At 52.8% G+C, this 24,081-nt stretch carries 22 protein-coding genes and 3 tRNA genes; 14 read left to right on the top strand and 11 right to left on the bottom strand.

What is annotated here, in order from left to right:
• Positions 1 to 3 precede the first annotated feature (3 nt).
• A complete protein-coding gene (gene argA, locus AC07RN_RS13600; RefSeq protein WP_015960254.1) occupies positions 4 to 1,335 on the bottom strand; it encodes an amino-acid N-acetyltransferase in 1,332 nt (443 codons plus the stop codon).
• Positions 1,336 to 1,562: 227 nt separating this feature from the next.
• Between argA and amiC the strand changes: the two genes are divergently transcribed.
• The gene (amiC, locus tag AC07RN_RS13595; protein WP_015960253.1) at positions 1,563 to 2,816 is read left to right on the top strand and encodes an N-acetylmuramoyl-L-alanine amidase AmiC; all 1,254 of its coding nucleotides are present in this window, start codon (positions 1,563 to 1,565) and stop codon (positions 2,814 to 2,816) included.
• 93 nt (positions 2,817 to 2,909) lie between these two features.
• Here the strand turns inward: amiC and AC07RN_RS13590 are convergent.
• The 3 genes from AC07RN_RS13590 to AC07RN_RS13580 form a co-directional block, all read right to left on the bottom strand.
• A tRNA-Met gene (locus AC07RN_RS13590) sits at positions 2,910 to 2,986 on the bottom strand.
• Positions 2,987 to 3,043: 57 nt separating this feature from the next.
• Positions 3,044 to 3,120: transfer RNA gene (locus AC07RN_RS13585), tRNA-Met, on the bottom strand.
• Between the two features lie 59 nt (positions 3,121 to 3,179).
• Positions 3,180 to 3,256: transfer RNA gene (locus AC07RN_RS13580), tRNA-Met, on the bottom strand.
• Between the two features lie 208 nt (positions 3,257 to 3,464).
• Here AC07RN_RS13580 and mltA point away from each other — a divergent pair.
• Positions 3,465 to 4,562, top strand: coding sequence for a murein transglycosylase A (gene mltA / locus AC07RN_RS13575; protein ID WP_478336605.1), 1,098 nt, complete (start codon positions 3,465 to 3,467; stop codon positions 4,560 to 4,562).
• Between the two features lie 95 nt (positions 4,563 to 4,657).
• Complete coding sequence (tcdA, locus tag AC07RN_RS13570; protein WP_478336604.1) at positions 4,658 to 5,464, top strand: tRNA cyclic N6-threonylcarbamoyladenosine(37) synthase TcdA; 807 nt, start codon at positions 4,658 to 4,660, stop codon at positions 5,462 to 5,464.
• Here the strand turns inward: tcdA and csdE are convergent.
• Both csdE and csdA read right to left on the bottom strand, forming a co-directional pair.
• A complete protein-coding gene (gene csdE / locus AC07RN_RS13565) occupies positions 5,455 to 5,901 on the bottom strand; it encodes a cysteine desulfurase sulfur acceptor subunit CsdE (RefSeq protein WP_015960250.1) in 447 nt (148 codons plus the stop codon). The two genes, tcdA and csdE, sit on opposite strands and share 10 nt — an antisense overlap.
• The gene (gene csdA, locus AC07RN_RS13560; RefSeq protein ID WP_015960249.1) at positions 5,901 to 7,106 is read right to left on the bottom strand and encodes a cysteine desulfurase CsdA; all 1,206 of its coding nucleotides are present in this window, start codon (positions 7,104 to 7,106) and stop codon (positions 5,901 to 5,903) included. Before csdA ends, csdE begins: the two co-directional genes overlap by 1 nt.
• A gap of 192 nt (positions 7,107 to 7,298) precedes the next feature.
• On the opposite strand from csdA, the gene AC07RN_RS13555 reads away from it, so the two are divergent.
• From AC07RN_RS13555 to rlmM, 4 genes are all read left to right on the top strand, one after another.
• Positions 7,299 to 7,526 carry a YgdI/YgdR family lipoprotein gene (locus AC07RN_RS13555; RefSeq protein ID WP_015960248.1) on the top strand — a complete coding sequence of 76 codons (228 nt, stop codon included), beginning with the start codon at positions 7,299 to 7,301 and terminating at the stop codon, positions 7,524 to 7,526.
• 353 nt (positions 7,527 to 7,879) lie between these two features.
• The gene (gene gcvA, locus AC07RN_RS13550) at positions 7,880 to 8,794 is read left to right on the top strand and encodes a glycine cleavage system transcriptional regulator GcvA (protein ID WP_015960247.1); all 915 of its coding nucleotides are present in this window, start codon (positions 7,880 to 7,882) and stop codon (positions 8,792 to 8,794) included.
• Positions 8,795 to 8,839: 45 nt separating this feature from the next.
• A complete protein-coding gene (locus AC07RN_RS13545) occupies positions 8,840 to 9,235 on the top strand; it encodes a DUF423 domain-containing protein (RefSeq protein WP_015960246.1) in 396 nt (131 codons plus the stop codon).
• Positions 9,228 to 10,328, top strand: coding sequence for a 23S rRNA (cytidine(2498)-2'-O)-methyltransferase RlmM (gene rlmM / locus AC07RN_RS13540; RefSeq protein WP_015960245.1), 1,101 nt, complete (start codon positions 9,228 to 9,230; stop codon positions 10,326 to 10,328). Before AC07RN_RS13545 ends, rlmM begins: the two co-directional genes overlap by 8 nt.
• Before the next feature lie 36 nt (positions 10,329 to 10,364).
• On the opposite strand, the gene xni is transcribed toward rlmM, so the two are convergent.
• From xni to queF, 5 genes are all read right to left on the bottom strand, one after another.
• Positions 10,365 to 11,120, bottom strand: coding sequence for a flap endonuclease Xni (gene xni, locus AC07RN_RS13535; RefSeq protein ID WP_478336603.1), 756 nt, complete (start codon positions 11,118 to 11,120; stop codon positions 10,365 to 10,367).
• Positions 11,121 to 11,230: 110 nt separating this feature from the next.
• Positions 11,231 to 12,598, bottom strand: coding sequence for an L-serine ammonia-lyase (locus AC07RN_RS13530; protein WP_235133969.1), 1,368 nt, complete (start codon positions 12,596 to 12,598; stop codon positions 11,231 to 11,233).
• A gap of 61 nt (positions 12,599 to 12,659) precedes the next feature.
• A complete protein-coding gene (locus tag AC07RN_RS13525; protein ID WP_478336602.1) occupies positions 12,660 to 13,949 on the bottom strand; it encodes an HAAAP family serine/threonine permease in 1,290 nt (429 codons plus the stop codon).
• Positions 13,950 to 14,458: 509 nt separating this feature from the next.
• Positions 14,459 to 15,823 carry a nucleotide 5'-monophosphate nucleosidase PpnN gene (ppnN, locus tag AC07RN_RS13520; RefSeq protein WP_478336601.1) on the bottom strand — a complete coding sequence of 455 codons (1,365 nt, stop codon included), beginning with the start codon at positions 15,821 to 15,823 and terminating at the stop codon, positions 14,459 to 14,461.
• A gap of 111 nt (positions 15,824 to 15,934) precedes the next feature.
• Positions 15,935 to 16,777, bottom strand: a complete 843-nt coding sequence (gene queF / locus AC07RN_RS13515; RefSeq protein ID WP_478336600.1) for an NADPH-dependent 7-cyano-7-deazaguanine reductase QueF — start codon at positions 16,775 to 16,777, stop codon at positions 15,935 to 15,937.
• A 69-nt stretch (positions 16,778 to 16,846) separates the two neighbouring features.
• Between queF and syd the strand changes: the two genes are divergently transcribed.
• From syd to gudD, 7 genes are all read left to right on the top strand, one after another.
• On the top strand, positions 16,847 to 17,392 hold the full coding sequence (syd, locus tag AC07RN_RS13510; RefSeq protein ID WP_478336599.1) for a SecY-interacting protein: 546 nt from the start codon (positions 16,847 to 16,849) through the stop codon (positions 17,390 to 17,392).
• A 630-nt stretch (positions 17,393 to 18,022) separates the two neighbouring features.
• Positions 18,023 to 18,352, top strand: coding sequence for a YqcC family protein (locus AC07RN_RS13505; protein WP_133631277.1), 330 nt, complete (start codon positions 18,023 to 18,025; stop codon positions 18,350 to 18,352).
• On the top strand, positions 18,349 to 19,134 hold the full coding sequence (truC, locus tag AC07RN_RS13500) for a tRNA pseudouridine(65) synthase TruC (protein ID WP_478336598.1): 786 nt from the start codon (positions 18,349 to 18,351) through the stop codon (positions 19,132 to 19,134). The genes AC07RN_RS13505 and truC overlap by 4 nt, the downstream gene beginning before the upstream one ends.
• A gap of 15 nt (positions 19,135 to 19,149) precedes the next feature.
• Positions 19,150 to 19,599, top strand: a complete 450-nt coding sequence (locus AC07RN_RS13495; protein WP_478336597.1) for a flavodoxin — start codon at positions 19,150 to 19,152, stop codon at positions 19,597 to 19,599.
• Between the two features lie 361 nt (positions 19,600 to 19,960).
• On the top strand, positions 19,961 to 21,316 hold the full coding sequence (locus AC07RN_RS13490) for an MFS transporter (RefSeq protein ID WP_478336596.1): 1,356 nt from the start codon (positions 19,961 to 19,963) through the stop codon (positions 21,314 to 21,316).
• Positions 21,316 to 22,656, top strand: a complete 1,341-nt coding sequence (locus AC07RN_RS13485; RefSeq protein ID WP_478336595.1) for an enolase C-terminal domain-like protein — start codon at positions 21,316 to 21,318, stop codon at positions 22,654 to 22,656. Before AC07RN_RS13490 ends, AC07RN_RS13485 begins: the two co-directional genes overlap by 1 nt.
• 13 nt (positions 22,657 to 22,669) lie before the next feature.
• A complete protein-coding gene (gene gudD, locus AC07RN_RS13480) occupies positions 22,670 to 24,010 on the top strand; it encodes a glucarate dehydratase (RefSeq protein WP_478336594.1) in 1,341 nt (446 codons plus the stop codon).
• The last annotated feature ends 71 nt before the right edge of the window (positions 24,011 to 24,081 follow it).

The following is a 24,081-nucleotide window of genomic DNA, read 5'->3' as shown; positions in this document are numbered from 1 at the left end:
GGTTTACCCCAGATCTGCCATCAGCACTTTTGAACGCCGCTGATAGTTGTACATCTCTTTTTTACTCTCAGGCAGTGAATCAATATCCACCGGCGTAAAGCCGCGTTCCTGGAACCAGTGAATGCTGCGCGTCGTGAGCACAAACAGCTTACTCAATCCAATTTGCCTCGCCTGGGCTGCAACACGTTCGAGCAGAACTTCACCTCGCGACGAGCTGCGGTAATCGGGATGCACGGCCACGCAGGCCATCTCGCCGATTTTTTCTTCCGGGAAAGGATAAAGTGCCGCACAGGCGATGGTCAGATTATCGCGCTGGATGATGGTGAACTTGTCGATTTCCATCTCCAGTTGCTCTCGGGAGCGGCGCACCAAAATGCCCTGTTGCTCCAGCGGGCGAATCAGCTCCAGAATGCCGCCAATATCGTTGATGGTGGCGCGGCGAATTTGCTCCGCACTCTCCATCACGATCTGCGTGCCGATACCGTCGCGTGAGAACAACTCTTGCAACAATGCACCGTCTTCCTGATAGCTGATGAGATGGCTGCGACGTACGCCGCTGCGACAAGCTTTAACCGCGCCGCGCAGGAAACGCACTGTTCCGGAGTGATAATCGCCTTCGGCTTCGAGCGTTTCGACGCGCGCCTGGGCTTCGTTAGGAAAGAGTTCAGAAACGATGTTCCCTTGTTCATCAAACACGCCCTGCGATGAACAGAATCCAATCATCTTTTCTGCTTTCAGTTTAATCGCCAGCTGTGTGGCGACCTCTTCAGAGGTGAGGTTGAAGCTCTCGCCCGTCACGGAAACGGCCACTGGCCCCATCAAGACAATCGCGCCACTGTCCAGTTGACGATGAATCGCTTCTTCATCAATACGACGAATACGCCCGCTGTGACAGTAATCCACACCGTCATCCACGCCCAGCGGCTGGGAGATGATGAAATTGCCGCTGACCACGTTAATATGCGCGCCCTGCAACGGCGTATTGTTGAGGCTCATCGACAGGCGTGCGGTAATATCGAGCTGCAAAAGGCCGGCTGCTTGTTTCACCAGTTCCAGCGTTTTGGCGTCCGTCACCCGTGTATGTTTATGGTAAATCGGTTCGTGGTGGTGAGCCGCCAGGTTGGCGTCGATCTGTGGACGAGCGCCGTAGACGACGACCAGACGAATGCCCAGGCTGTGCAACAGGCCGATATCATTGACGATACTGGAAAAGTTTTCATGTTCAATGGCTTCGCCACCCAACATGATGACAAACGTTTTTCCCCGGTGGGTATTGATGTAGGGAACGGAATGGCGAAATCCCTGGACCAACTCGGTTCTACGTTCCTTTACCACGGCACAACCCTCAGTGAATGTTTATTCGTATTTTGTGTATTTTTATTCGATTATTGCCGCGCGTGCAAGCCTAAATTCTTAGTGAACCACAGAATTTATTGAGTGATGCGTGCGTTAACGTATGATTGTTTACCCTTTTATTGATGACAGGTTATGCGTCATTCGTTAAAGTTTTCGGTCAATTTGGACGTTTTACTTATTAATTTGATGTATTGCTCGGGAGAGGCATGTCGGGATCCAAAACAGCAATAAGCCGCCGCCGTTTGTTACAAGGGGCCGGGGCGATGTGGTTGCTAAGCGTCAGTCAGGTTGCACTTGCCGCCGCAAGCCATGTTGTGGCGGTGCGCGTCTGGCCGTCTTCGACGTATACCCGCGTGACGGTAGAGTCCAATCAGGTGCTGAAATATAAGCAATTTGCTCTCAGCAACCCGGAACGCGTCGTGGTGGATATCGAAGGGGTGAATCTGAACTCTGTGCTGAAAGGTATGAGCGCGCAGATCCGCGGTGACGATCCTTATATTAAATCCGCCCGTGTTGGCCAGTTTGATCCGCAAACCGTGCGAATGGTATTCGAGCTGAAACAGAACGTGAAGCCGCAACTGTTTGCGCTGGCACCGGTTGCCGGTTTTAAAGAGCGTCTGGTGATGGATCTCTATCCGGCAAATGCGACAGATATTCAGGATCCGCTGCTGGCTCTGCTCGAAGATTACAACAAAGGCGATCTCGACAGCCATGTCCCGCCTGCGCAAAGTGGCCCTCAGCCGGGTAAAGCAGGGCGCGATCGCCCGATCGTGATCATGCTGGATCCTGGACATGGCGGAGAAGATTCTGGCGCGGTGGGCAAATATCGCACGCGCGAAAAAGATGTGGTGCTACAAATTGGCCGGCGTCTGAAAGCGCTTATTGATAAAGAAGGCAATATGCGCGCGTATATGACACGAAATGAAGATGTCTTCATTCCGCTGAAAGTGCGGGTGGCCAAGGCGCAGAAACAGCGTGCTGACCTGTTTGTCTCCATTCACGCCGATGCCTTTACCAGCCGACAGCCCAGCGGTTCGTCCGTGTTTGCTCTCTCAACCAAAGGGGCGACCAGTACGGCGGCGAGATTATTGGCGGATTCCCAGAATGCCTCGGACCTTATCGGTGGGGTGAGTAAAAGCGGTGACCGTTATGTCGATCATACTCTGTTCGATATGGTGCAATCGCTCACCATTACCGACAGCCTGAAATTTGGTAAAGCGGTGCTGGGTAAACTTGGGAATGTGAACAAGCTGCACAAGAATAGCGTGGAACAGGCAGGTTTTGCGGTATTGAAAGCCCCGGATATTCCCTCGATCCTCGTCGAAACGGCGTTTATCAGCAACGTCGAAGAGGAGCGAAAGCTCAAGACGGCGAAATTCCAGCAGGAAGTGGCTGAGTCGATTCTGGCAGGGATAAAGGCGTATTTCTCAGATGGCGCAACGTTGGCCAGAAGAGGGTAGATTCTAAAGCCGGGTTCACGCCCGGCGAATCAGCAAATCACAAACTGCAGATACAAAAAAACACCCGAAAGGGTGTCAATTGTTTAGAAGAATTGGTTGCGGGGGCCAGATTTGAACTGACGACCTTCGGGTTATGAGCCCGACGAGCTACCAGGCTGCTCCACCCCGCGTCCGTCTTTTACTCTTCCATCGAGTAAATCTTCTTACTACTTATTCTACAGCTTAGTTGGTTGCGGGGGCCAGATTTGAACTGACGACCTTCGGGTTATGAGCCCGACGAGCTACCAGGCTGCTCCACCCCGCGTCCGGTTTTACTCTTCCATCGAGTAAACTAACTAACTGCTTTACTTCTTACGACTTAATTGGTTGCGGGGGCCAGATTTGAACTGACGACCTTCGGGTTATGAGCCCGACGAGCTACCAGGCTGCTCCACCCCGCGTCCGTGGATGCGCACTATACTCGGATGACTTTTTGATGCAACCCTTTTTCAAAGAAAAAGTTAAATTAGTATGTAATTTGAACGACATCGGGCATTCGGGTTATTTAGTGCGCAAAATCTGCCTTAGGGTGCGGTATCACATTTCCTTCGCTCTGGCGGTTTGTTATCTTCATTAAGAAGACATAGGGCAACTTTAAGACGAGATATAATGAAAGGACGTTGGGCGAAGTATCTGATGACGGGCGCAATGGTAGCGATTCTTGCGGCTTGCTCTTCCAAACCGACCGATCGCGGTCAGCAATATAAAGATGGGAAATTCTCTCAGCCTTTCTCATTAGTTAACCAGCCAGATGCCGTCGGCGCACCGATCAATGCCGGTGACTTTGCCGAGCAGGTAAACCAGATCCGCAGCGCATCGCCACGTTTATATGGTTCGCAGAATAGCGTCTATAACGCTGTTCAGGACTGGTTACGTGCCGGGGGCGATACGCGCACCATGCGTCAGTACGGAATTGATGCCTGGCAGATGGAAGGTGCCGATAACTATGGCAACGTTCAGTTTACTGGTTATTACACGCCTGTCATCCAGGCGCGACACACCCGTCAGGGCGAATTCCAGTATCCTCTTTATCGTATGCCGCCAAAACGTGGGCGTCTGCCATCCCGCGCCGAAATCTATTCGGGTGCGCTGAACGAGACCTATGTGCTGGCCTACAGCAACTCCCTGATGGACAACTTCATTATGGACGTTCAGGGCAGCGGATATATTGATTTTGGTGATGGTTCGCCGCTTAACTTCTTCAGCTACTCCGGTAAAAATGGTCACGCGTATCGCAGCATTGGCAAAGTGCTGATCGACCGGGGCGAAGTAAAGAAAGAAGATATGTCGATGCAGGCGATCCGCGAGTGGGGCGAAAAACACAGCGAAGCCGAAGTGCGTGAGCTGCTGGAGCAGAATCCGTCCTTCGTATTCTTTAAGCCGCAAAACTATGCCCCTGTGAAAGGTGCAAGCGCCGTACCGTTAGTTGGCCGCGCGTCGGTGGCCTCGGATCGATCCATTATTCCGGCAGGAACCACGCTGTTGGCCGAAGTCCCACAGCTGGACAATAACGGTAAGTTCAGTGGTCAGTATGAGTTACGCCTGATGGTGGCGCTGGACGTAGGCGGCGCAATTAAAGGCCAGCACTTCGATATTTATCAAGGCGTGGGTCCTGATGCGGGCCATCGCGCGGGTTGGTATAACCACTATGGTCGCGTGTGGGTGTTGAAGCCTGCTCCTGGCGCAGGCAGCGTTTTCAGCGGCTGATTGTGGTAATATCGAGCACATAGTTTTCCTCCTTCCCCTTATGGGAGAAGGGCGGGGTGAGGGTAATTCCTCACCCTTTTTACATCTGAGGTCATATGTCTGTGGTAATCAGTGATGCCTGGCGTCAACGCTTTGGCGGTACGGCACGTTTATACGGTGAAAAAGCCCTGCAACTGTTTGCGGAGTCGCACGTCTGCGTCGTGGGCATTGGCGGGGTAGGGTCATGGGCGGCCGAAGCACTGGCGCGCACAGGTATTGGTGCCATCACATTGATTGATATGGATGATGTCTGCGTCACCAATACCAATCGTCAGATCCATGCGCTGCGCGATAGCGTCGGTCTGGCGAAATCAGAAGTCATGGCCGATCGCATTCGACTGATTAACCCCGAGTGCCGTGTGACGGTCATTGATGATTTCGTGACGGCAGAGAATGTCGCGGAATATATGAGCGCAGGTTTTAGCTATGTGATTGATGCGATTGACAGTGTCCGTCCCAAAGCGGCCCTGATTGCCTATTGCCGTCGCTATAAGGTTCCTCTGGTGACAACCGGCGGCGCGGGTGGACAGATTGATCCTACGCAGATCCAGGTCACCGATCTGGCGAAAACCATTCAGGATCCTCTGGCCGCAAAACTGCGTGAGAGGCTGAAGAGCGATTTCAACGTGGTGAAAAACAGCAAAGGAAAACTGGGCGTAGACTGCGTGTTCTCAACGGAAGCGTTGGTCTATCCACAGGCTGATGGCTCAGTTTGCGCGATGAAAAGCACTGCGGAAGGGCCAAAACGGATGGATTGTGCCTCCGGATTTGGCGCAGCCACGATGGTGACTGCGACTTTTGGCTTTGTGGCGGTGTCGCATGCGCTGAAGAAAATGATCGCCAAAGCAAACCGTCAGGCCTGAGCCTGTCGCGCCGCGTTTTGCACGGCTTCGCACAGCGCAGCAAGTCCCTGGCTGCGCGAGGCACTCAGCTGACCGCGCAGCCCCAGTTCATCAAACAGAGCCAGCGGATCGTTGTTAAGAAGATGATCCGCACTTTTGCCTTCCACCGCCGTTAACAACACGGCCAACAGACCGCGCACAATACGTCCCTCGCTGTCACCAAAGAAATGCAGCTCATTCCCTGATGCCCTAGCACCCAGCCAGACGCGGTTTTCGCAGCCTGCAATTTCTGTTGCCTGTGCTTTTAGCGCGTCGGAAAGCGGCGGAAGCTGTTTACCGAGCATAATCAGCTGACGGTATTTATCTTCCCACTGCGTGAGCGGAATAAAGGTTTGCCGTAGCGTCTCTTCAGTAATCACGCTGCCGAAGGGGTGTCCGGCTAAGGCTGAACTTGTCATTAATCCACCAAAAGTTGAAGAGCGCGGTCGACGGCGGCAACGAGGGCGTCGACGTCGTTTTGCGTATTGTAAGGCGCAAAAGAAGCGCGAAGCGTTCCGTCTACGCCGAGCGCGGCGAGAAGCGGCTGGGCGCAATGTTGTCCAGCGCGTAAAGCGATGCCGTAACCCGCGAGCAAAGTCACCAAATCGCTATGATGTACCCCGGCAAAATCAAACGCCAGCAGGCTGGAATCCTGTACGCGGAAAGAGCGAAAACCAGGGCGTTTTTTCAGTTCTTCCTCAGCGAGTGTTGCCAGCCCGCGACTCCAGTTCTCTGCTTGCACGACGTCGGTTTGCGACAGCCATTCCAGTGCGGCGCTCAAGCCAATCACGCCCGCCACGTTTGGCGTCCCGGCTTCCAGACGATAGGGTATTTCTTGCGTTTTAAACCCGTCGAAAGTCACCTCGGTGATCATCTTGCCGCCGCCCAACCATGGGCTCATTTGCGCCAACAGTTCAGCTTTGCCATACAACGCGCCGATGCCCGTTGGGCCATAGAGTTTGTGCGCGGAGAAGGCGTAGAAGTCGATATCCAGTTTTTGCACGTCAGCCGGAAAATGCACCACGCCCTGTGCGCCGTCGACCATCACGACAACATTGTTCGCATGTGCAATCTCAATGGCTCGTGCGAGATCAGGGCAGCCCCCCGTAACGTTAGACATCTGTCCCAGCGCCAGAATCCGACTGCGCGAGGTGATGAGGTCAGGCAAGCAGGCAATATCTGGCAATAAATCTGCCCCCAGCGGGAGCTTAACTACACGCGCGCCGGTTTGTTCTGCAACCATGAGCCACGGCACCAGGTTAGCGTGATGCTCTGCTTCGCTGACAATAATTTCATCACCAGGCTGCAGGCGTGGGCGCGCGTAGCATTGCGCGACCATATTGATGGCTTCGGTGGTGCCGCGCGTCCAGACGATATTTTTACCGCTTTCGGCATTTAACAACTCAGCCACCTGATCGCGCGCGGCCTCGTAACGTGCGGTCAATCGCTGGGCTTCTGCAAACTGGCTACGATGGACGTTTCCGGCGCTCAGGCTATAAAAATCCTGTGTTGCCTCGATAACGGCCAGCGGCTTTAAAGCCGTGGCAGCACTATCAAGATAAACACCGGCATCGGCCAGCGCGGGAAACTGCGCGCGAAAGTGCGCAGGGCTGAAAGCGTTCATAGAATTCCTCATTTCAATCACGGGATCGTCGCGCAAATTTCGCAAGAGGGCAAGGCAGTTGATCTGTATCGGAATTGTCTGCTTATCCTGGCACTCCCTGAGAAGCAGGTTATGCTGAATAGTGTTAGGCGAAAGCATAAGCCTGTTACTCATTAAGATTTTAATAGCATGAATTGCTAAAGGAGATAAATCATGAATAAGACTGCCGCAATCATCTCTGCCTGTGTAATGACCTTTGCGCTGAGCGCATGTTCCGGTAATAACTACGTTATGCACACCAATGATGGCCGCACCATCGTGTCAGATGGCAAACCTAAAACCGATAACGAAACCGGAATGATCTCGTATAAAGACGCGAACGGTAACAAGCAGCAGATTAACCGCTCTGATGTGAAAGAGATGGTAGAGCTGGATAAATAAGTCGCTGAATTTTAGCCAAAAAAAAGCACCGCAAATAGGCGGTGCTACATTAATCACTATGGACAGACAGGGTAAATGTACAGGAAGTGAAAAAAGGGTAGCTTTGCTACCATGATCTGAATAGCAGACCAATTGCAAACACAACAACACAACATCACAACCGCAAGCCAAAAGCCCTTCAGAACACGCATTCCAAAAAAAGCTTTTCGTTCCGGCTCAGGAAGTGCCGCCACTATAGGTATTTGCTGGTAGTTCCTCAACGGACAAATTATAATGGCTCAGATAAAAAAAACTAATAGGTTAAACGTTGTTTCCTATCTGTTAAATGCCTTTAACATCTAAGCCTGAAAACCATGTCAAAGCGATTACCACCCTTAAATGCATTACGTGTTTTTGATGCCGCAGCGCGCCATCTTAGCTTCACGCGTGCGGCCGATGAGCTTTTTGTGACACAGGCCGCAGTAAGTCACCAAATCAAGTCACTTGAGGACTTTTTGGGGCTTAAGCTGTTTCGTCGTCGCAATCGTTCATTGCTTCTGACGGAAGAAGGCCAGAGCTATTTTCAGGATATTAAAGATATTTTTTCCCAGCTAACGGAAGCCACACGTAAACTTCAGGCGCGTAGTGCCAAAGGTGCGCTGACGGTCAGTTTATTGCCCAGTTTTGCTATTCATTGGCTGGTGCCAAGACTCTCAAGCTTTAACTCAGCTTATCCGGAAATTGATGTCAGAATCCAGGCCGTAGACCGTCAGGAAGATAAACTCGCGGACGACGTCGACGTGGCGATTTTTTATGGCCGCGGCAATTGGCCGGGCCTGCGCGTCGAAAAATTATACGCAGAATATCTGTTGCCGGTCTGTTCACCTTTGCTGCTCACAGGCGACAAAGCGTTGAAAACACCTGCTGATTTAGCGCAACATACGCTTTTGCATGATGCTTCTCGCCGCGACTGGCAAACTTATACCCGCCAGTTGGGTCTAAACCATATAAATGTGCAGCATGGCCCCATCTTTAGTCACAGCGCGATGGTGTTACAGGCTGCCATACACGGGCAGGGCGTTGCGTTAGCGAACAACGTGATGGCTCAGTCCGAAATTGAGGCAGGCCGCCTGGTCTGTCCGTTTAATGATGTTCTGGTCAGCAAGAATGCTTTTTATCTGGTTTGTCATGACAGTCAGGCAGAACTGGGTAAAATAGCCGCCTTCCGGCAGTGGATACTGTTGAAGGCGGCACACGAACAAGAAAAATTCCGCTTTCGGTATGAGTAATCACTTCTTTTGTGTGCCGGGCACGCATAACTTTAGGACAGAGACATGACCAGCCGTTTCATGCTGATTTTTGCCGCAGTCAGTGGCTTTATTTTTGTCGCACTGGGCGCTTTTGGTGCGCATGTATTGAGCAAATCCTTAGGGGTTGTGGAGATGGGCTGGATTCAAACCGGCCTTGAATATCAAGCGTTTCACACGCTGGCCATCTTTGGGCTTGCAGTGGCAATGCAGCGCCGTATCAGCATTTGGTTTTACTGGAGCAGTGTCTTTATGGCGCTCGGAACCGTGCTGTTTAGCGGCAGTTTGTACTGCCTCGCACTTTCGCATTTACGCCTGTGGGCGTTTGTTACACCGGTCGGAGGCTTTAGCTTCCTGGCGGGTTGGGTATTAATGTTTATCGGAGCTATCCGTCTGAAACGCAAGGGCGTTGGTCATGAATAAGGTTGTTTTATATTGTCGCCCGGGGTTTGAGAAAGAGTGCGCCGCGGAAATCACTGATAAAGCGGCGCGCCGCGAGGTGTTCGGCTTTGCACGCGTGAAAGAGAACGCGGGCTATGTGGTCTTCGAGTGCTATCAGCCGGATGACGCCGACAAGCTGGTACGTGAGTTACCGTTCAGCTCATTAATTTTTGCCCGTCAGATGTTTGTTGCGGGTGAACTGTTGCGCGATCTGCCACCAGAGGATCGTATTTCGCCTATCTCCGGAATGCTGCAAGGCGTTGTGGAAAAGGGTGGCGATCTGCGCGTTGAAGTGGCTGATACCAACGAAAGCAAAGAGCTGATGAAGTTCTGCCGCAAATTGACCGTTCCGCTACGCGCGGCATTGCGCGAAGTGGGCGTGCTCACTAATTACGAGACGCCTAAGCGCCCTGTCGTTCATGTGTTCTTTATTGCGCCAGGCTGTTGTTATACGGGCTATTCCTACACGACAAACAATTCACCGTTTTATATGGGTATCCCGCGTCTGAGATTCCCTTCAGATGCGCCGAGTCGTTCCACGTTGAAACTGGAAGAGGCATTCCACGTCTTCATTCCTGCCGACGAGTGGGATGAACGCCTGGCGAACGGGATGCACGCGGTCGATCTGGGTGCTTGCCCTGGCGGCTGGACCTATCAGCTGGTGAAACGCAACATGTGGGTGGCTTCGGTTGATAACGGTCCGATGGCGCAAAGCCTGATGGATACCGGGCAGGTCACCTGGCTGCGTGAAGACGGCTTCCGCTATCGTCCGACCCGCAACAACATCACCTGGATGGTGTGCGATATGGTTGAAAAGCCTGCAAAAGTGGCGGCGCTGATGGCGACCTGGCTGGTGAACGGCTGGTGCCGTGAGACGATTTTTAACCTCAAATTGCCAATGAAAAAGCGCTACGAAGAGGTGTCTCAAAACCTGGCATACATTCAGGAACAGCTGAATGCTCAGGGGATTAACGCTGAGATTCAGGCGCGGCAGCTCTATCATGACCGCGAAGAAGTGACGGTGCATGTCCGTCGCTGGTGGGCGGCTGTGGGTGGTCGTCGCGACGAGCGATAATACCTTTGCCCTTCATTCTTCACGGATGAAGGGCAATTATTTAACTAACCTGAGTTGCTGCAAGTTCCCGTCTAGCTGTAAATCAATCTGTAATCTCGCCACATCCCGGCAGATAAACGCCATCTCTTTATGTGCCTCCAGCCTCTTGCGCCACTTTTCGGGTACGTCATCTATATGTGCGTAAATCCCCTCGAGATCCTGAAAATCGGTCAGCAGCTGTGCGGCACTTTTGGGACCAATGCCCGCGACGCCCGGGACTTTTGAACTGCTGATCCCAGCTAGTCCCCAGTAGTCAGGGAGTTGCTGAGGCGACACGCCAAACTCGCTGGCGATAAAAGGTGCATCAAGCCAGCGTTTCTGGAAATAATCACGAATGCGGATGGTGGGGGAAAGCAGCTGGCAATAGCCTTTGTCGGTCGAAACAATCGTTGCCTGATGGCCCGCACCCGCCACTTTTATCGCCAGCGTAGCTGCCAGATCGTCAGCTTCATTTCCTTGTGCGCCCCAGCAGGGAACGCCGCGGTGCTCGAACGCTGCGCGGATAGTGGGCATCTCGGCATGCAGGTCATCGGGCATGGGCGCACGTCCGGCTTTATAGTCCGGTAACAGCTGATGGCGCCAGCCAGTGTTACGGGCTTCGTCATCGAAGACGGCAACCACATGGGTCGGCTGACTGTGGCGGATAAGATGCTCCAGCGCGTTCAGGCAAGTGTCCTTGCAGGGCGTGCCTTGTACCGCATGAATACGGCGGATTAGATTTAACGCATCAACAATCAGCAAATGAACGGCCACAGACATTCTCCCTTTTATCCAGTCGATTAAGGGTAACACTGCGAAGAGAAGGAAACTATGAAAGGCGGAGATAGCGGGAAGGTGCCTCGCAGAACGAGGCACCTTTTGACTTAATCGCAGGTCACGATTTTCATCGCCAAACCGCCACGAGAGGTTTCGCGGTATTTAGCATTCATGTCTTTGCCCGTTTCATACATCGTTTCGATAACTTTATCGAGACAGACGCGCGGCTCGCTGGTGCGGCGCAGCGCCATACGCGAAGCGTTGACCGCTTTAACGGAGGCAATTGCGTTACGCTCAATGCAAGGCACCTGAACCTGTCCGGCGACGGGATCGCAGGTCAGCCCAAGGTTGTGCTCCATACCGATTTCTGCTGCGATGCAAACCTGCGTCGGGCTACCGCCCAACAGCTCAGTAAGGCCTGCTGCTGCCATTGAGCAGGCAACGCCGACTTCGCCCTGACAGCCAACTTCAGCGCCAGAAATGGACGCGTTCATCTTGTAAAGTGAGCCAATCGCGCTGGTCACCAGCAGATAGCGCGCCAGTGAGTTGGCGTTAACTTCACGGATAAACTTATCGTAATAAGCCAGAACCGCCGGAACGATACCGCACGCGCCATTAGTCGGTGCAGTTACCACGCGACCACCCGCAGCGTTTTCTTCATTTACCGCCAGCGCGAACATGTTGATCCAGTCAACAACGGCCATCGGGTCGGTCGTGGTTTTGTCGGTGCTGACCAGCATACGGCGCAGCGCAGCGGCACGACGCGGAACGCGCAGTTTGCCCGGCAAAACGCCTTCGGTGGTGATGCCGCGTTCAATACCGCCACGCATCACATCCCAGACGTTATTGAAGTGCTGCTCGAGCTCTTCTTTGCTGTGCAGCGCCAGTTCGTTTTTCATCATCAGGCCGGAGAGCGACAGGCCCGTTTCCTGGCAGTGACGCTGTAAATCCGCCGCGTTTTTGTACGGATAAGGCACGGCAACGGATGAATCACTCGACTGACCAAAGTGCTCTTCGTCGACGATAAAACCACCGCCGATGGAATAGTAAGTCTGGCTGTGAATAGCCTTTTCGCCTGCCAGCGCGGTAATACGCATACCGTTCTCGTGCAGGGAGAGGTTGTCGGCATGAAAATTCATGCACTTATCAACCGGGAATTCCACTTCATGCTCGCCGTTTGCCAGAAGCAGGCGGCCATGAGTGTTAACGTCCTGGATAAAACCAGGGATGGCATCGATGTCGACACTGTCCGGCAGGTTACCCGCCAGGCCCATAATGATGGCGATATCGGTGTGGTGGCCTTTACCCGTCAGGGAAAGGGAACCGTATACATCAACAACCACGCGCGTTACGTCGTGCAGAATGCCGCGTGCAATCAAGTCATCCGTGAATTGTTTACCGGCTTTCATCGGCCCGACAGTGTGAGAGCTGGAAGGACCAATACCGATTTTAAAGATATCGAATACGCTAATCATGATGCGTCCATTGCTTTCAGTCAGAGGAAGAGTGCGCCGTCCAAAGACGGCGCGGGAGGTATTAGCTGAACAGCGAGAAGAAGATAGCGGAGATAGCAATCAGACCCATAATCACAACGAATACGTTGCTGACGTGGCCGCTGTACTTACGCATCGCCGGAACTTTCTGAATCGCATACATCGGCATCAGGAACAGAATCATCGCAATGATTGGGCCGCCCAGGGTTTCGATCATGCCGAGAATGCTCGGGTTCATGGTCGCTACCGCCCAGGTGGTCAACAGCATGAACAATGCAGTGATTTTGTTCAGTTTGTTGATTTCAATGCTTTTGCCTTTACCACGCAGAGATTTAATCACCATACCGTTGAAGCCTTCACGTGCGCCGAGGTAGTGGCCCAGGAAGGATTTGGTAATAGCGATAATCGCGATGATTGGCGCCATCCACGCAATCAACGGTGCGTTAAAGTGGTTAGCCAGGTAAGACAGAATTGAAATGTTCTGTGCTTTTGCTGCTGCCAGATCCGCTGGGGACAGGCTCAATACACAGCTGAAGACGAAGAACATAACGGTAATGACCATCATGACGTGAGCGCGTGCCAGGATGCTGGAGCATTTCTTCTCTGCGCCCTGACCGTATTCTTCACGTTTCGCGACTGCGAAAGAAGAGATGATCGGGGAGTGGTTGAAGGAGAAAACCATGACCGGGATAGCCAGCCATAGGGTCATCCATAAACCGTTACCGGTGGCAGACGCACTGCTGAAGGAGAGGGTTTCCAGCGCTGAGCTGTTCCACTGTGGGATCAGGTAGCATGCCAGCACCATCAGGGCAATCACGAACGGGAACACCAGAATACTCATCGCTTTCACGATCATCTGCTCGCCGAAACGAACGATAGTCATCATGCCCACGATCAGAATCAGAGACAGAATGGCACGCGGTGGTGGCGTCATGTGCAGCTGGTGCGTCATGAAGCTTTCCACGGTGTTGGTGATCGCCACGCTGTAAACCAGCAGAATCGGGTAGATAGCGAAGAAGTAAAGCAGGGTAATCAGTTTACCTGCGCCAATACCAAAGTGTTCTTCAACAACTTCAGTGATGTCTTCGCCTGGGTTTTTGCCGGACAGAACAAAACGGGTGAGGCCGCGGTGTGCAAAGTAAGTCATCGGGAAGGCAATGATTGCCATGATGATCAGCGGAATCAGACCGCCAACGCCTGCGTTAATTGGCAGGAAAAGAACGCCAGCACCGATTGCTGTACCGTACAGGCCCAGCATCCACATGGTGTCCGTTTTGCGCCATCCACTTCTGGATTCTGTTGAAGCAATGGTGCTGGTTTGAGTGGTTTCCATCTATTTCTCCTGGAGGAAGCAATTTGTCAGGTTTCTGGTCAAATCCATTAAAAAAACGCCTGACGGTAATATGAAATTCGTTTAGTGACGGTTTTTTTATAATTTTTCCCCGTAACTATTTGCGGGCGGAAAGATACATTTAAGTAATGAATGTATCAGTGATCCTGATCCCAAATGCAATAATCCACTTATAATGTGGGCATTATTAGACCAAAAAACTGTAATTAAAACGTCAAAGCGGATTTACGGGCGCGAAGGCTACCATTAACGACATATGGCAGGATAGCTTAGTGCTCCATATACGCGTGATTGGCTGTAAACATTGGCTTTTTTAGTTTTATCTGGTGGGTAATTTAGATTAAGGCTGATAATTGACGGTTTGGAAATGTAGGTAATCGTTTGCGTGCAAGTCGAAAATGTAAATCAGATAAGTAATACCTATGATTAATCAGATGAAATTAAAAAGCCGGGTGAAAACCCGGCTTGGAATAGTGCAGTAGATTATGCGGCTACGCGCAAATTTCGTAGCAAGGGATATAGGCAGAGCCGGGCAGCTTCATTCGATGCTGTGCGACAAAGCCCTGTAGCAGGTCGTCCATGCGACGCATCATCTCGCTATCGCCGTGGATTTTGTACGGACCAAACTCTTCAATGGCACGAATGCCCACCTCTTTGACATTGCCCGCCACGATGCCGGAGAACGCACGACGCAGGTCTGCCGCCAGTACTTCAACTGGCTGATCCGGATACAGTTTAAGATTGGCCATATTTTCATGGGATGGCTCAAACGGCATTTGCAGATCCGGTGGAATACGAATTGACCAGTTAAAGCTGTAGGCATCACCCGTGTCGCGGCGGTTTTCTTTCACCAGCGGCATCGCTTTTTTCATCTGACGCGCCACTTCTGCCGCATCGTCAACAATAATGCGGTAATGGCTTCGTGCGGCTTCGCCGAGCGTATGGACAATAAATTCATCCAGAACGCGGAAATAGTCCGCGCTCTCTTTAGGGCCGGTCAGGATCAACGGAAGAATCTGGTTTTTATTGGCCGGATTCATCAGGATACCCAGCAGGTAAAGCAGTTCTTCAGCGGTACCCACACCACCCGGGAAGATGATTATCCCGTGCGCGATACGCACGAACGCCTCAAGACGTTTTTCGATATCCGGCATGATAATCAGTTCATTAACCAGCGGATTCGGCGGTTCAGCGGCAATAATAGACGGTTCGGTCATACCAATAAATCGGCCTTCTTTATAACGCTGCTGCGCGTGGCCAACCGCCGCGCCTTTCATTGGGGCTTCCATCGCGCCTGGGCCGCAGCCGGTACAAATATTCAGTTCGCGCAGTCCAAGCTGTGTGCCAACCCGGCGGGCGTAAAGATATTCCGTTTCATTGATGGAGTGGCCGCCCCAGCAGACGACCATGTTCGGCGCTTCGCCCACGTGCAGAGCACGGGCGTTACGCAGAATGGAGAACACCAGGTTAGTCATGTGGACCGAGCTTTCCAGATTTAGATGCTGGAAGCGACCGGCGTTGTGAATTTGTCCGTTAACAAACAGGATATCGCGCAGGACGGCGAACAGGTTGGCCTGCAATGAGCGAATAATTCGCCCGTCGACAAAGGCATCTTCCGGTGGGTTAATCACTTCAAGCTTTACGCCACGTTCGCGGCGTAACACGTTGATATCAAAACTTTCAAAACGAGACAGCAGCTCTTTGCTGTTATCTGTCAGACTTCCGGAGTTCAGAACGGCAAGTGAACAGTTGCGAAACAGTTGATACAGGTCACTGCTGGCCGTGCGTTTAAGCATGTCCACTTCCAGCTGAGACAACATATCCATTGAGCCAAGCGGGCTAATATGTGTAATCAAGTGAGCTCCTTATGGGACGAAGATCTTCTTTCCCTGTTGATTACAATAGCCCTGGCTTATGACGTTTCACAACCTCAAGCGCGGAATGAACCGCGCAAATCGTGAAAAAAATTACTGACGGACCAGACGCCCAATCGCGGGAGCAAATTCGGTATTGGTGCGCCACGGGTTAATATCCAGGCCGCCGCGACGGGTGTAACGCGCATAGACGCTCAGTTTTTCCGGTTGGCAGAAGCGCTGAATATCATTAAAGATACGCTCTACGCACTGCTCGTGGAATTCGTTGTGATGACGGAACGACACCAGATAGCGGAGCAGTTTTTCCCGGTCAATTTTCGGGCCACGATACTGAATCTGCACCGAGCCCCAGTCTGGCTGATGGGTGATCAGACAGTTCGATTTCAGTAAATGGCTAACCAGCGTCTCTTCCACCACTTTGCTGTCGGTGGCGTTTTCGAGATAGTCAGTGCTGAATTCGTAGTTGTCGATTTCAATATCCTGATCGTCAATGCAGGCGCCATGGAAGTGGGCGATGGGCTGTCCTTCCAGCTCGTGCAGACAATACAAGGCCACAGTCACGTTGCCCTGCGCACAGGCGCTGAGATCGCGCTCAAGCGTACGTTGCACGTCATTCCAGGAATCAAATCGTGTCTGATTAAAGCTGTTCAGGTAAAGCTTGAAGCTTTTAGATTCCACCAGGTTCACGCTGGCGTAATCCAGCTCAACGTGACCTACGGCCACCTGTGGCAAGCCGCGCGCATTCAGCCAGGAGAGTTCATAGAGCGTCCAGATATCGCCGCCGACAAAAGGTAGCGCGTCGGCGCGCAGCCCGAGTGGATCGCGATTAAGACTGCGCGGAACGCCTTGCAGCAGGCTAGCGTCGTAGGTGTCGCGGTAATCGGTTGTTTTGCCCAGCGTTAAACCCGTTAACGCCTGATGATTTTCGTAAGACATGTTTCATTGCCACTTTGCAGGTACACTATAAACCCAAGTTTATCCTGTCTGACGTGAAGAGAGAAATCGGTGGATATTGAGACTGCAAATGCCCTGACGGCATTCACTGCACGCTATTGCGACGCATGGCATGAAATGAATGGAACGTGGCCGCAAAGTGAAGAGTTATACGGTGTGCCGTCGCCATGCATTATCACCACGATGGACGACAAAATTCTCTGGCAGCCCCAGCCGTTCTCACTTGAGCAGACTGTAAATGCAGTTGAGCGCGCGATGGACATCGTGGTACAACCAGCGGTTCATGCGTTTTACACCACACAGTTTGCCGGGGATATGCAGGCTCGTTTCGCTAATGAAACGATGACGCTGCTCCAGACCTGGAGCGAAAATGATTTCCAGCGGGTTCAGGAGAATCTGATTGGGCATCTGGTGACGCAAAAACGCCTGAAACTTGCCCCGACGCTCTTTATCGCCACGCTGGACAGCGAACTGGATGTGATTGCTGTCTGTAATCTGAATGGTGAAGTCATTAAAGAAACGCTCGGCACCCGCAAACGCGACGTTCTCGCGCCCTCACTTGCGAATTTCCTCAATCAACTTGAGCCGGTTTTGTAATCCAACGCCGTACGTCTTTTGTGAGAGATCTCTTACACGGGTTGTGAGAGATCACCGTTACACGCCGCTTTGATTTCGTAAGTCTCCTCATTAAATTCGTTTACTTTCAATTGATTGATATGAATTTTAAGCGCTTTTATTGTGAGTGGGCTTGCTGTGAGCCTCTTCGGATGGGTTGTAAGACGAAGCGGAATGGGTAATCCTATACAGGTCGACAGGATGCCGACACGAGAAGCGAACATCAGGATGATGACGTTTTTCACCGAGGATACGTCAGGATGGCGCTGCAGGAAGGCTTCAGGATGAAGTAAAAAGGATCACGCAGGACGCGTAAGGGACACCTCCAGGAAGGAGAAAGAGAACCGGTCAGGATGCCCGGTGGGTCAGGAAGATCAGGACGTTTCGGGATGAAACATTCACATCAGGATGATGTGAGCAGGATGCGCGGTTTACGGACGACCAGGCCCTCGGGCCACAGGAAAAGTTGTCACGGACGAGCAGGGAGCACAAATTGTAGCTGGAATGCTGCGAAACGAACCGGGAGCACTGTTTATACAGTGCTCCCTTTTTTTGTTTCTGCGTCACGCAATGCTATGCTGCGCGCCGTTCAGTTTTTCAGTTGAGGTATTTATGACGCATCACGACAGCGTTCGTGCTCAGTTGCACGCTATCGAATCCCTTTTGCGCCACCACCAGCTGTGGCAAGAAATGGCGCCGCAGGCAGAGGCTTTCGAAAGCACGCAGCCATTTTGCCTGGATACGCTCGAGCCTTTCGAGTGGTTACAATGGGTGCTGATTCCGCGCCTGCACGCTTTGCTGGACGGCGGTCACCCCCTTCCGCATGATTTTGCCGTTAGCCCCTATTATGAAATGGCGCTCGATACGTCCCACCCGCAACGGGAAGGGGTATTGATTGAGCTGCAGCGTCTGGACAAACTCTTTGCCGGAAATAACGTATGACCATTGAGATCCTGTATCAGGATGAATGGATCGTTGCCGTTAACAAGCCGTCAGGCTGGTTGGTTCACCGTAGCTGGCTGGATCGCGATGAAAAAGTCGTGGTAATGCAAACCGTGCGCGACCAGATTGGTCAGCACGTTTTTACCGTACACCGCCTCGACAGACCCACGTCCGGCGTTTTGCTGATGGGCCTTTCCAGCGAAGCCGGACGTTTGCTCTCCCAGCAGTTCGAGCAGCATCAAATTCAAAAACGCTACCACGCTATCGTGCGTGGCTGGCTGATGGATGAAGCGACGCTCGATTATCCGTTGGTTGAAGAGCTGGATAAAATCGCAGACAAATTTGCCCGCGAAAACAAAGATCCTCAGCCTGCAGTGACGGATTACCGTGGTCTCGCCACCGTTGAAATGCCCGTTGCGACAGGGAAGTTCCCAACGACACGTTATGGTTTGGTAGAACTGGAACCCAAAACTGGACGTAAACACCAGTTGCGTCGCCATCTTTCTCACCTGCGTCATCCGATTATTGGTGACAGCAAACACGGCGATTTGCGCCAGAACCGCAGTGCGGCCGAGCACTTTGGTTGTGACCGATTGATGCTACACGCCAGCCAGCTCAGCCTGACGCACCCTTTTACCGGCGAACCGCTGGTGATTCGTGCGGGTCTGGACGATGTATGGATGCATGCGCTATCACAGTTTGGCTGGCTGGGACAACTCCCCGAAAATGAAAGGGTTGAGTTTGTCGCCAGCAACGTTCAGGATGAACAGCAAGAGCAATAATCGAGGGCGTTAAGCATGGCTGAAGTCGGAATTTTTGTCGGCACGATGTACGGCAACTCGCTACTGGTGGCCGAAGAAGCCGAAGCGATCCTGGCCGGGATGGGCCATAAAGCGACCGTCTTTGAAGATCCGGATCTGGCCGACTGGGAAAAGTACAAAAATCAGTATGTGCTGGTGGTGACCTCTACAACCGGACAGGGCGATCTGCCCGACAGCATCGTTCCGCTTTTCCAGGGCATCAAACATAAGCTGGGTTATCAGCCTGATGTTCACTACGGCATTATCGCTCTGGGTGACAGCAGTTATAGCCATTTCTGCGGCGGCGGTAAGCAGTTTGACGCGCTACTGCAGGAGCAAAGCGCTCAACGCGTCGGCGATATGCTGATGATTGATGCAAGCGAGCATCCTGAGCCTGAAAGTGAATCAAACCCCTGGGTCGAAAACTGGGGCTCGTTACTCAAATAATCTTTCGCCCTCCCGTCTGCGGAGGGCGTTATCCTCGCGTCAAGCGACCTGATTCACACTCTTCTGTTTACTTCTCTCTCTTTATTCCCGTATCTGCGTTTTCGTGAAGTCCCTTCCATTGCGTTGTGCTTATGCCTCAAACAACCTCAAACACGCCCGTCAATGTTGTGTCGTTGCACGGTGAGAGGGGCGAGAGTCCTTACATATACTTTCCTCGTCAGTTACCAAAAAGGCAGTTAGACACAATAAAACGGCACAAAGCCGTACCAAAACTGCAAACACTAACCTCTCATTCTGATTACCCTACAGGTTGTGCCGTACAGAATGAACCTGGCGAAAGCTACGATTCAGGAGTGCAACAATGAGTACATTAAGCCACGCGGCGAGCAGCGCAGAGAAGCGCACCAATGCTCGCTACTGGATAGTGGTGATGCTGTTTATCGTCACGTCCTTCAACTATGGCGACCGCGCCACACTGTCGATTGCCGGTTCTGAAATGGCAAAAGACATTGGTCTCGATGCGGTCGGTATGGGATATGTCTTCTCTGCATTTTCTTGGGCCTACGTGATTGGCCAAATCCCCGGCGGCTGGTTGCTTGACCGCTTCGGCTCAAAACGTGTCTATTTCTGGTCCATCTTTATATGGTCCCTGTTTACGCTGTTGCAGGGCTTTGTCGATGTCTTCAACGGTTTCGGCATTATCATTGCACTCTTCACCTTACGTTTCCTGGTGGGGCTGGCCGAAGCGCCATCATTCCCGGGCAATAGCCGTATCGTCGCCGCCTGGTTTCCCGCTCAAGAAAGGGGCACGGCAGTCGCGATTTTTAACTCCGCACAGTATTTCGCCACGGTGATCTTCGCGCCGATCATGGGCTGGTTAACGCATGAAGTGGGTTGGTCACATGTGTTCTTCTTTATGGGCGGCCTTGGGATCATCATCAGCTTTGTCTGGCTAAAAGTGATCCACGAACCCAATCAACATCCGGGCGTAAACAAGAAAGAGCTGGAATACATTGCTGAAGGCGGTGCGCTGATCAACATGGATCAGAAAAGTACCAAAGAAAAAGTACCGTTCAGCCAAAAATGGGGCCAGATCAAACAGCTTATCGGCTCACGCATGATGATCGGTATCTACCTCGGTCAATACTGCATCAACGCTTTGACTTACTTCTTTATTACCTGGTTCCCGGTGTATCTGGTGCAGGCACGCGGCATGTCGATTCTGAAAGCGGGCTTTATCGCCTCTGTCCCTGCGGTGTGCGGCTTTATCGGCGGCGTGCTGGGCGGGGTGATTTCAGACTGGCTGATGCGGCGTACCGGATCGCTCAACATTGCACGTAAAACGCCGATCGTGGTGGGAATGCTGCTTTCAATGTCGATGGTGTTCTGTAACTACGTCGACGTAGAGTGGATGATTGTCGGCTTTATGGCGCTGGCGTTCTTCGGCAAAGGCATTGGCGCATTGGGTTGGGCGGTCATGGCGGATACGGCGCCGAAAGAGATCAGCGGTCTCAGCGGCGGTCTGTTCAACATGTTCGGCAATATCTCCGGGATCGTCACACCGATTGCGATTGGCTATATCGTCGGCACCACCGGATCGTTTAATGGGGCGCTCATCTATGTTGGCGTTCACGCTCTGGTCGCAGTCTTGAGCTATCTGGTGCTGGTGGGCGATATCAAACGTGTGGAATTGAAACCTATTGTGGGGCGCACATAATGAATACGCAATCCAGCCCAGTGATTACCGATATGCAGGTCATTCCGGTGGCCGGCTACGACAGTATGCTGCTCAATATTGGCGGCGCGCATAATGCGTATTTCACGCGCAATATCGTGGTTCTCACCGACAGCGCCGGGAACACCGGCGTAGGGGAAGCGCCAGGCGGCGAAGTGATTCTCCAGACGCTGCTTGATGCCATTCCGATGGTCATCGGTCGGGAAATTGCCCGACTGAACAACGTGGTGCAGCAAGTGCACAAGGGCAATCAGGCGGCTGATTTCGATACGTTCGGCAAAGGTGCCTGGACGTTTGAACTGCGCGTGAACGCTGTCGCCGCGCTAGAAGCGGCGCTGCTTGACCTTCTCGGAAAAACGCTGAACGTCCCGGTGTGTGAACTGCTCGGCCCGGGCAAACAGCGCGATGCGGTGACGGTGCTGGGATATCTCTTCTACGTGGGCGATCGCACTAAAACCGATCTGCCGTATCTGGAAAACACTGCGGGCAATCATGACTGGTACCACTTGCGTCACCAGGAGGCACTGACCCGCGACGCGGTGGTTCGTCTGGCAGAAGCCGCAGAGGATCGCTATGGGTTTAAAGATTTCAAACTGAAGGGCGGCGTACTGCCGGGTGAGCAGGAAATCGAGGCCGCTCGCGCACTCAAAAAACGTTTCCCGGATGCGCGTATTACCGTCGATCCCAACGGGGCGTGGCTCCTGGATGAAGCCATTTCCCTGTGCAAAGGGCTGAACGACGTGCTGACCTATGCGGAAGATCCTTGTGGCGCGGAACAGGGTTTTTCAGGACGCGAAGTGATGGCTGAATTCCGTCGCGCAACAGGATTGCCGGTGGCGACCAATATGATCGCCACCAACTGGCGAGAAATGGGTCACGCGGTCATGCTGAATTCAGTCGATATTCCGTTGGCCGATCCGCATTTCTGGACGCTTTCAGGCGCAGTGCGTGTCGCGCAACTCTGCGACGACTGGGGCCTGACCTGGGGTTGCCACTCCAATAATCATTTTGATATCTCACTGGCGATGTTCACGCACGTTGGTGCCGCTGCGCCGGGTACGCCAACGGCCATCGACACCCATTGGATTTGGCAGGAGGGCGACGCGCGCCTGACCAAAAATCCCCTTGAGATTAAAAACGGCAAAATCGCCGTACCGGATGCACCGGGATTAGGCGTCGAACTGGACTGGGATCAAATCCATAAGGCGCATGAGCTTTACAAGAAGCTGCCAGGCGGCGCGCGTAATGATGCGGGTCCGATGCAATATCTTGTTCCCGGCTGGACATTTGACCGCAAACGCCCGGCGTTCGGTCGCCACTGATTAAAAGGATGGAATGATGAGCACTTTCTCTACCCCTGTTGTGACGTCAATGCAGATTGTCCCGGTGGCGGGCCACGACAGCATGCTGATGAACCTGAGCGGCGCGCATGCCCCGTTCTTTACCCGCAATATCGTCATCATTAAAGACAACTCAGGCCATACCGGCGTGGGTGAAATTCCGGGCGGCGAGAAGATCCGCAAAACCCTGGAGGACGCGATCCCATTAGTGGTGGGTAAAACGCTTGGCGAATACAAAAACGTCTTAAACGTGGTGCGTAACACCTTTGCCGATCGCGATGCGGGCGGTCGAGGGCTACAAACATTTGACCTGCGCACCACCATTCATGTGGTGACGGGGATCGAAGCGGCGATGCTGGATCTGCTGGGGCAGCATCTCGGCGTTAACGTCGCCTCATTGCTGGGCGAAGGCCAGCAACGGAGCGAAGTCGAAATGCTCGGCTATCTGTTCTTCGTGGGCGATCGCACACTGACGCCGCTGGAATACCAAAGCCAGCCGGACGAAAAATGCGACTGGTATCGTCTGCGTCACGACGAAGCCATGACGCCGGATGCGGTGGTACGACTGGCTGAAGCCGCCTACGAAAAATATGGCTTTAACGATTTCAAACTGAAAGGCGGCGTTCTGGCGGGGGAGGAAGAGGCTGAGTCGATTGAAGCCCTGGCGAAGCGCTTCCCGCAGGCGCGCGTCACGCTCGATCCCAACGGTGCCTGGTCGCTCAATGAAGCCATCAGCATTGGTAAGCGGCTGAAAGGCGTGCTGGCCTATGCCGAAGATCCGTGTGGCGCTGAGCAAGGGTTTTCCGGTCGTGAAGTGATGGCCGAATTCCGTCGGGCGACGGGTCTGCCAACGGCGACAAATATGATTGCCACCGACTGGCGTCAGATGGGGCACACCCTTTCGCTGCAATCGGTTGATATTCCGCTGGCCGATCCGCATTTCTGGACCATGCAAGGCTCGGTGCGTGTGGCGCAAATGTGCCACGAATTCGGGCTGACCTGGGGTTCGCACTCCAACAACCACTTTGATATTTCGTTAGCAATGTTTACCCATGTAGCTGCCGCAGCGCCAGGGAAAATCACCGCTATCGACACCCACTGGATCTGGCAGGAGGGCAACCAGCGCCTGACCAAACAGCCGTTCGAGATCAAAGGCGGAATGGTAAACGTACCCACCACCCCAGGCTTAGGCGTCGAACTCGATATGGATCAGCTAATGAAAGCGCACGAGCTGTATCAGAAGCATGGCCTGGGCGCACGTGATGATGCGATGGCGATGCAGTATTTAATCCCGGACTGGACCTTTAATAATAAGCGTCCTTGCATGGTGCGTTAGGTGTGAATGCCGGTTCCTGCGGGAGTCGGCATTTTTGCACTCTGCACGGGTGTATGCTCAACGAAGTTAAC

Source organism: Lelliottia sp. GFLA7 (assembly GCF_056490165.1).
The sequence above is the reverse complement of the archived record's forward strand: the minus strand, read 5'-3'. Positions and strand labels throughout refer to the sequence as shown.

Excerpts from the sequence above, each read along its gene's own strand:
- amiC (WP_015960253.1), top strand. The coding sequence starts at position 1,563 with ATGTCGGGATCCAAAACAGCAATAAGCCGCCGCCGTTTGTTACAAGGG.
- mltA (WP_478336605.1), top strand. The coding sequence starts at position 3,465 with ATGAAAGGACGTTGGGCGAAGTATCTGATGACGGGCGCAATGGTAGCG.
- tcdA (WP_478336604.1), top strand. The coding sequence starts at position 4,658 with ATGTCTGTGGTAATCAGTGATGCCTGGCGTCAACGCTTTGGCGGTACG.
- csdE (WP_015960250.1), bottom strand. The coding sequence starts at position 5,901 with ATGACAAGTTCAGCCTTAGCCGGACACCCCTTCGGCAGCGTGATTACT.
- csdA (WP_015960249.1), bottom strand. The coding sequence starts at position 7,106 with ATGAACGCTTTCAGCCCTGCGCACTTTCGCGCGCAGTTTCCCGCGCTG.
- AC07RN_RS13555 (WP_015960248.1), top strand. The coding sequence starts at position 7,299 with ATGAATAAGACTGCCGCAATCATCTCTGCCTGTGTAATGACCTTTGCG.
- gcvA (WP_015960247.1), top strand. The coding sequence starts at position 7,880 with ATGTCAAAGCGATTACCACCCTTAAATGCATTACGTGTTTTTGATGCC.
- AC07RN_RS13545 (WP_015960246.1), top strand. The coding sequence starts at position 8,840 with ATGACCAGCCGTTTCATGCTGATTTTTGCCGCAGTCAGTGGCTTTATT.
- rlmM (WP_015960245.1), top strand. The coding sequence starts at position 9,228 with ATGAATAAGGTTGTTTTATATTGTCGCCCGGGGTTTGAGAAAGAGTGC.
- AC07RN_RS13530 (WP_235133969.1), bottom strand. The coding sequence starts at position 12,598 with ATGATTAGCGTATTCGATATCTTTAAAATCGGTATTGGTCCTTCCAGC.
- AC07RN_RS13525 (WP_478336602.1), bottom strand. The coding sequence starts at position 13,949 with ATGGAAACCACTCAAACCAGCACCATTGCTTCAACAGAATCCAGAAGT.
- queF (WP_478336600.1), bottom strand. The coding sequence starts at position 16,777 with ATGTCTTACGAAAATCATCAGGCGTTAACGGGTTTAACGCTGGGCAAA.
- AC07RN_RS13505 (WP_133631277.1), top strand. The coding sequence starts at position 18,023 with ATGACGCATCACGACAGCGTTCGTGCTCAGTTGCACGCTATCGAATCC.
- truC (WP_478336598.1), top strand. The coding sequence starts at position 18,349 with ATGACCATTGAGATCCTGTATCAGGATGAATGGATCGTTGCCGTTAAC.
- AC07RN_RS13495 (WP_478336597.1), top strand. The coding sequence starts at position 19,150 with ATGGCTGAAGTCGGAATTTTTGTCGGCACGATGTACGGCAACTCGCTA.
- AC07RN_RS13490 (WP_478336596.1), top strand. The coding sequence starts at position 19,961 with ATGAGTACATTAAGCCACGCGGCGAGCAGCGCAGAGAAGCGCACCAAT.
- AC07RN_RS13485 (WP_478336595.1), top strand. The coding sequence starts at position 21,316 with ATGAATACGCAATCCAGCCCAGTGATTACCGATATGCAGGTCATTCCG.
- gudD (WP_478336594.1), top strand. The coding sequence starts at position 22,670 with ATGATGAGCACTTTCTCTACCCCTGTTGTGACGTCAATGCAGATTGTC.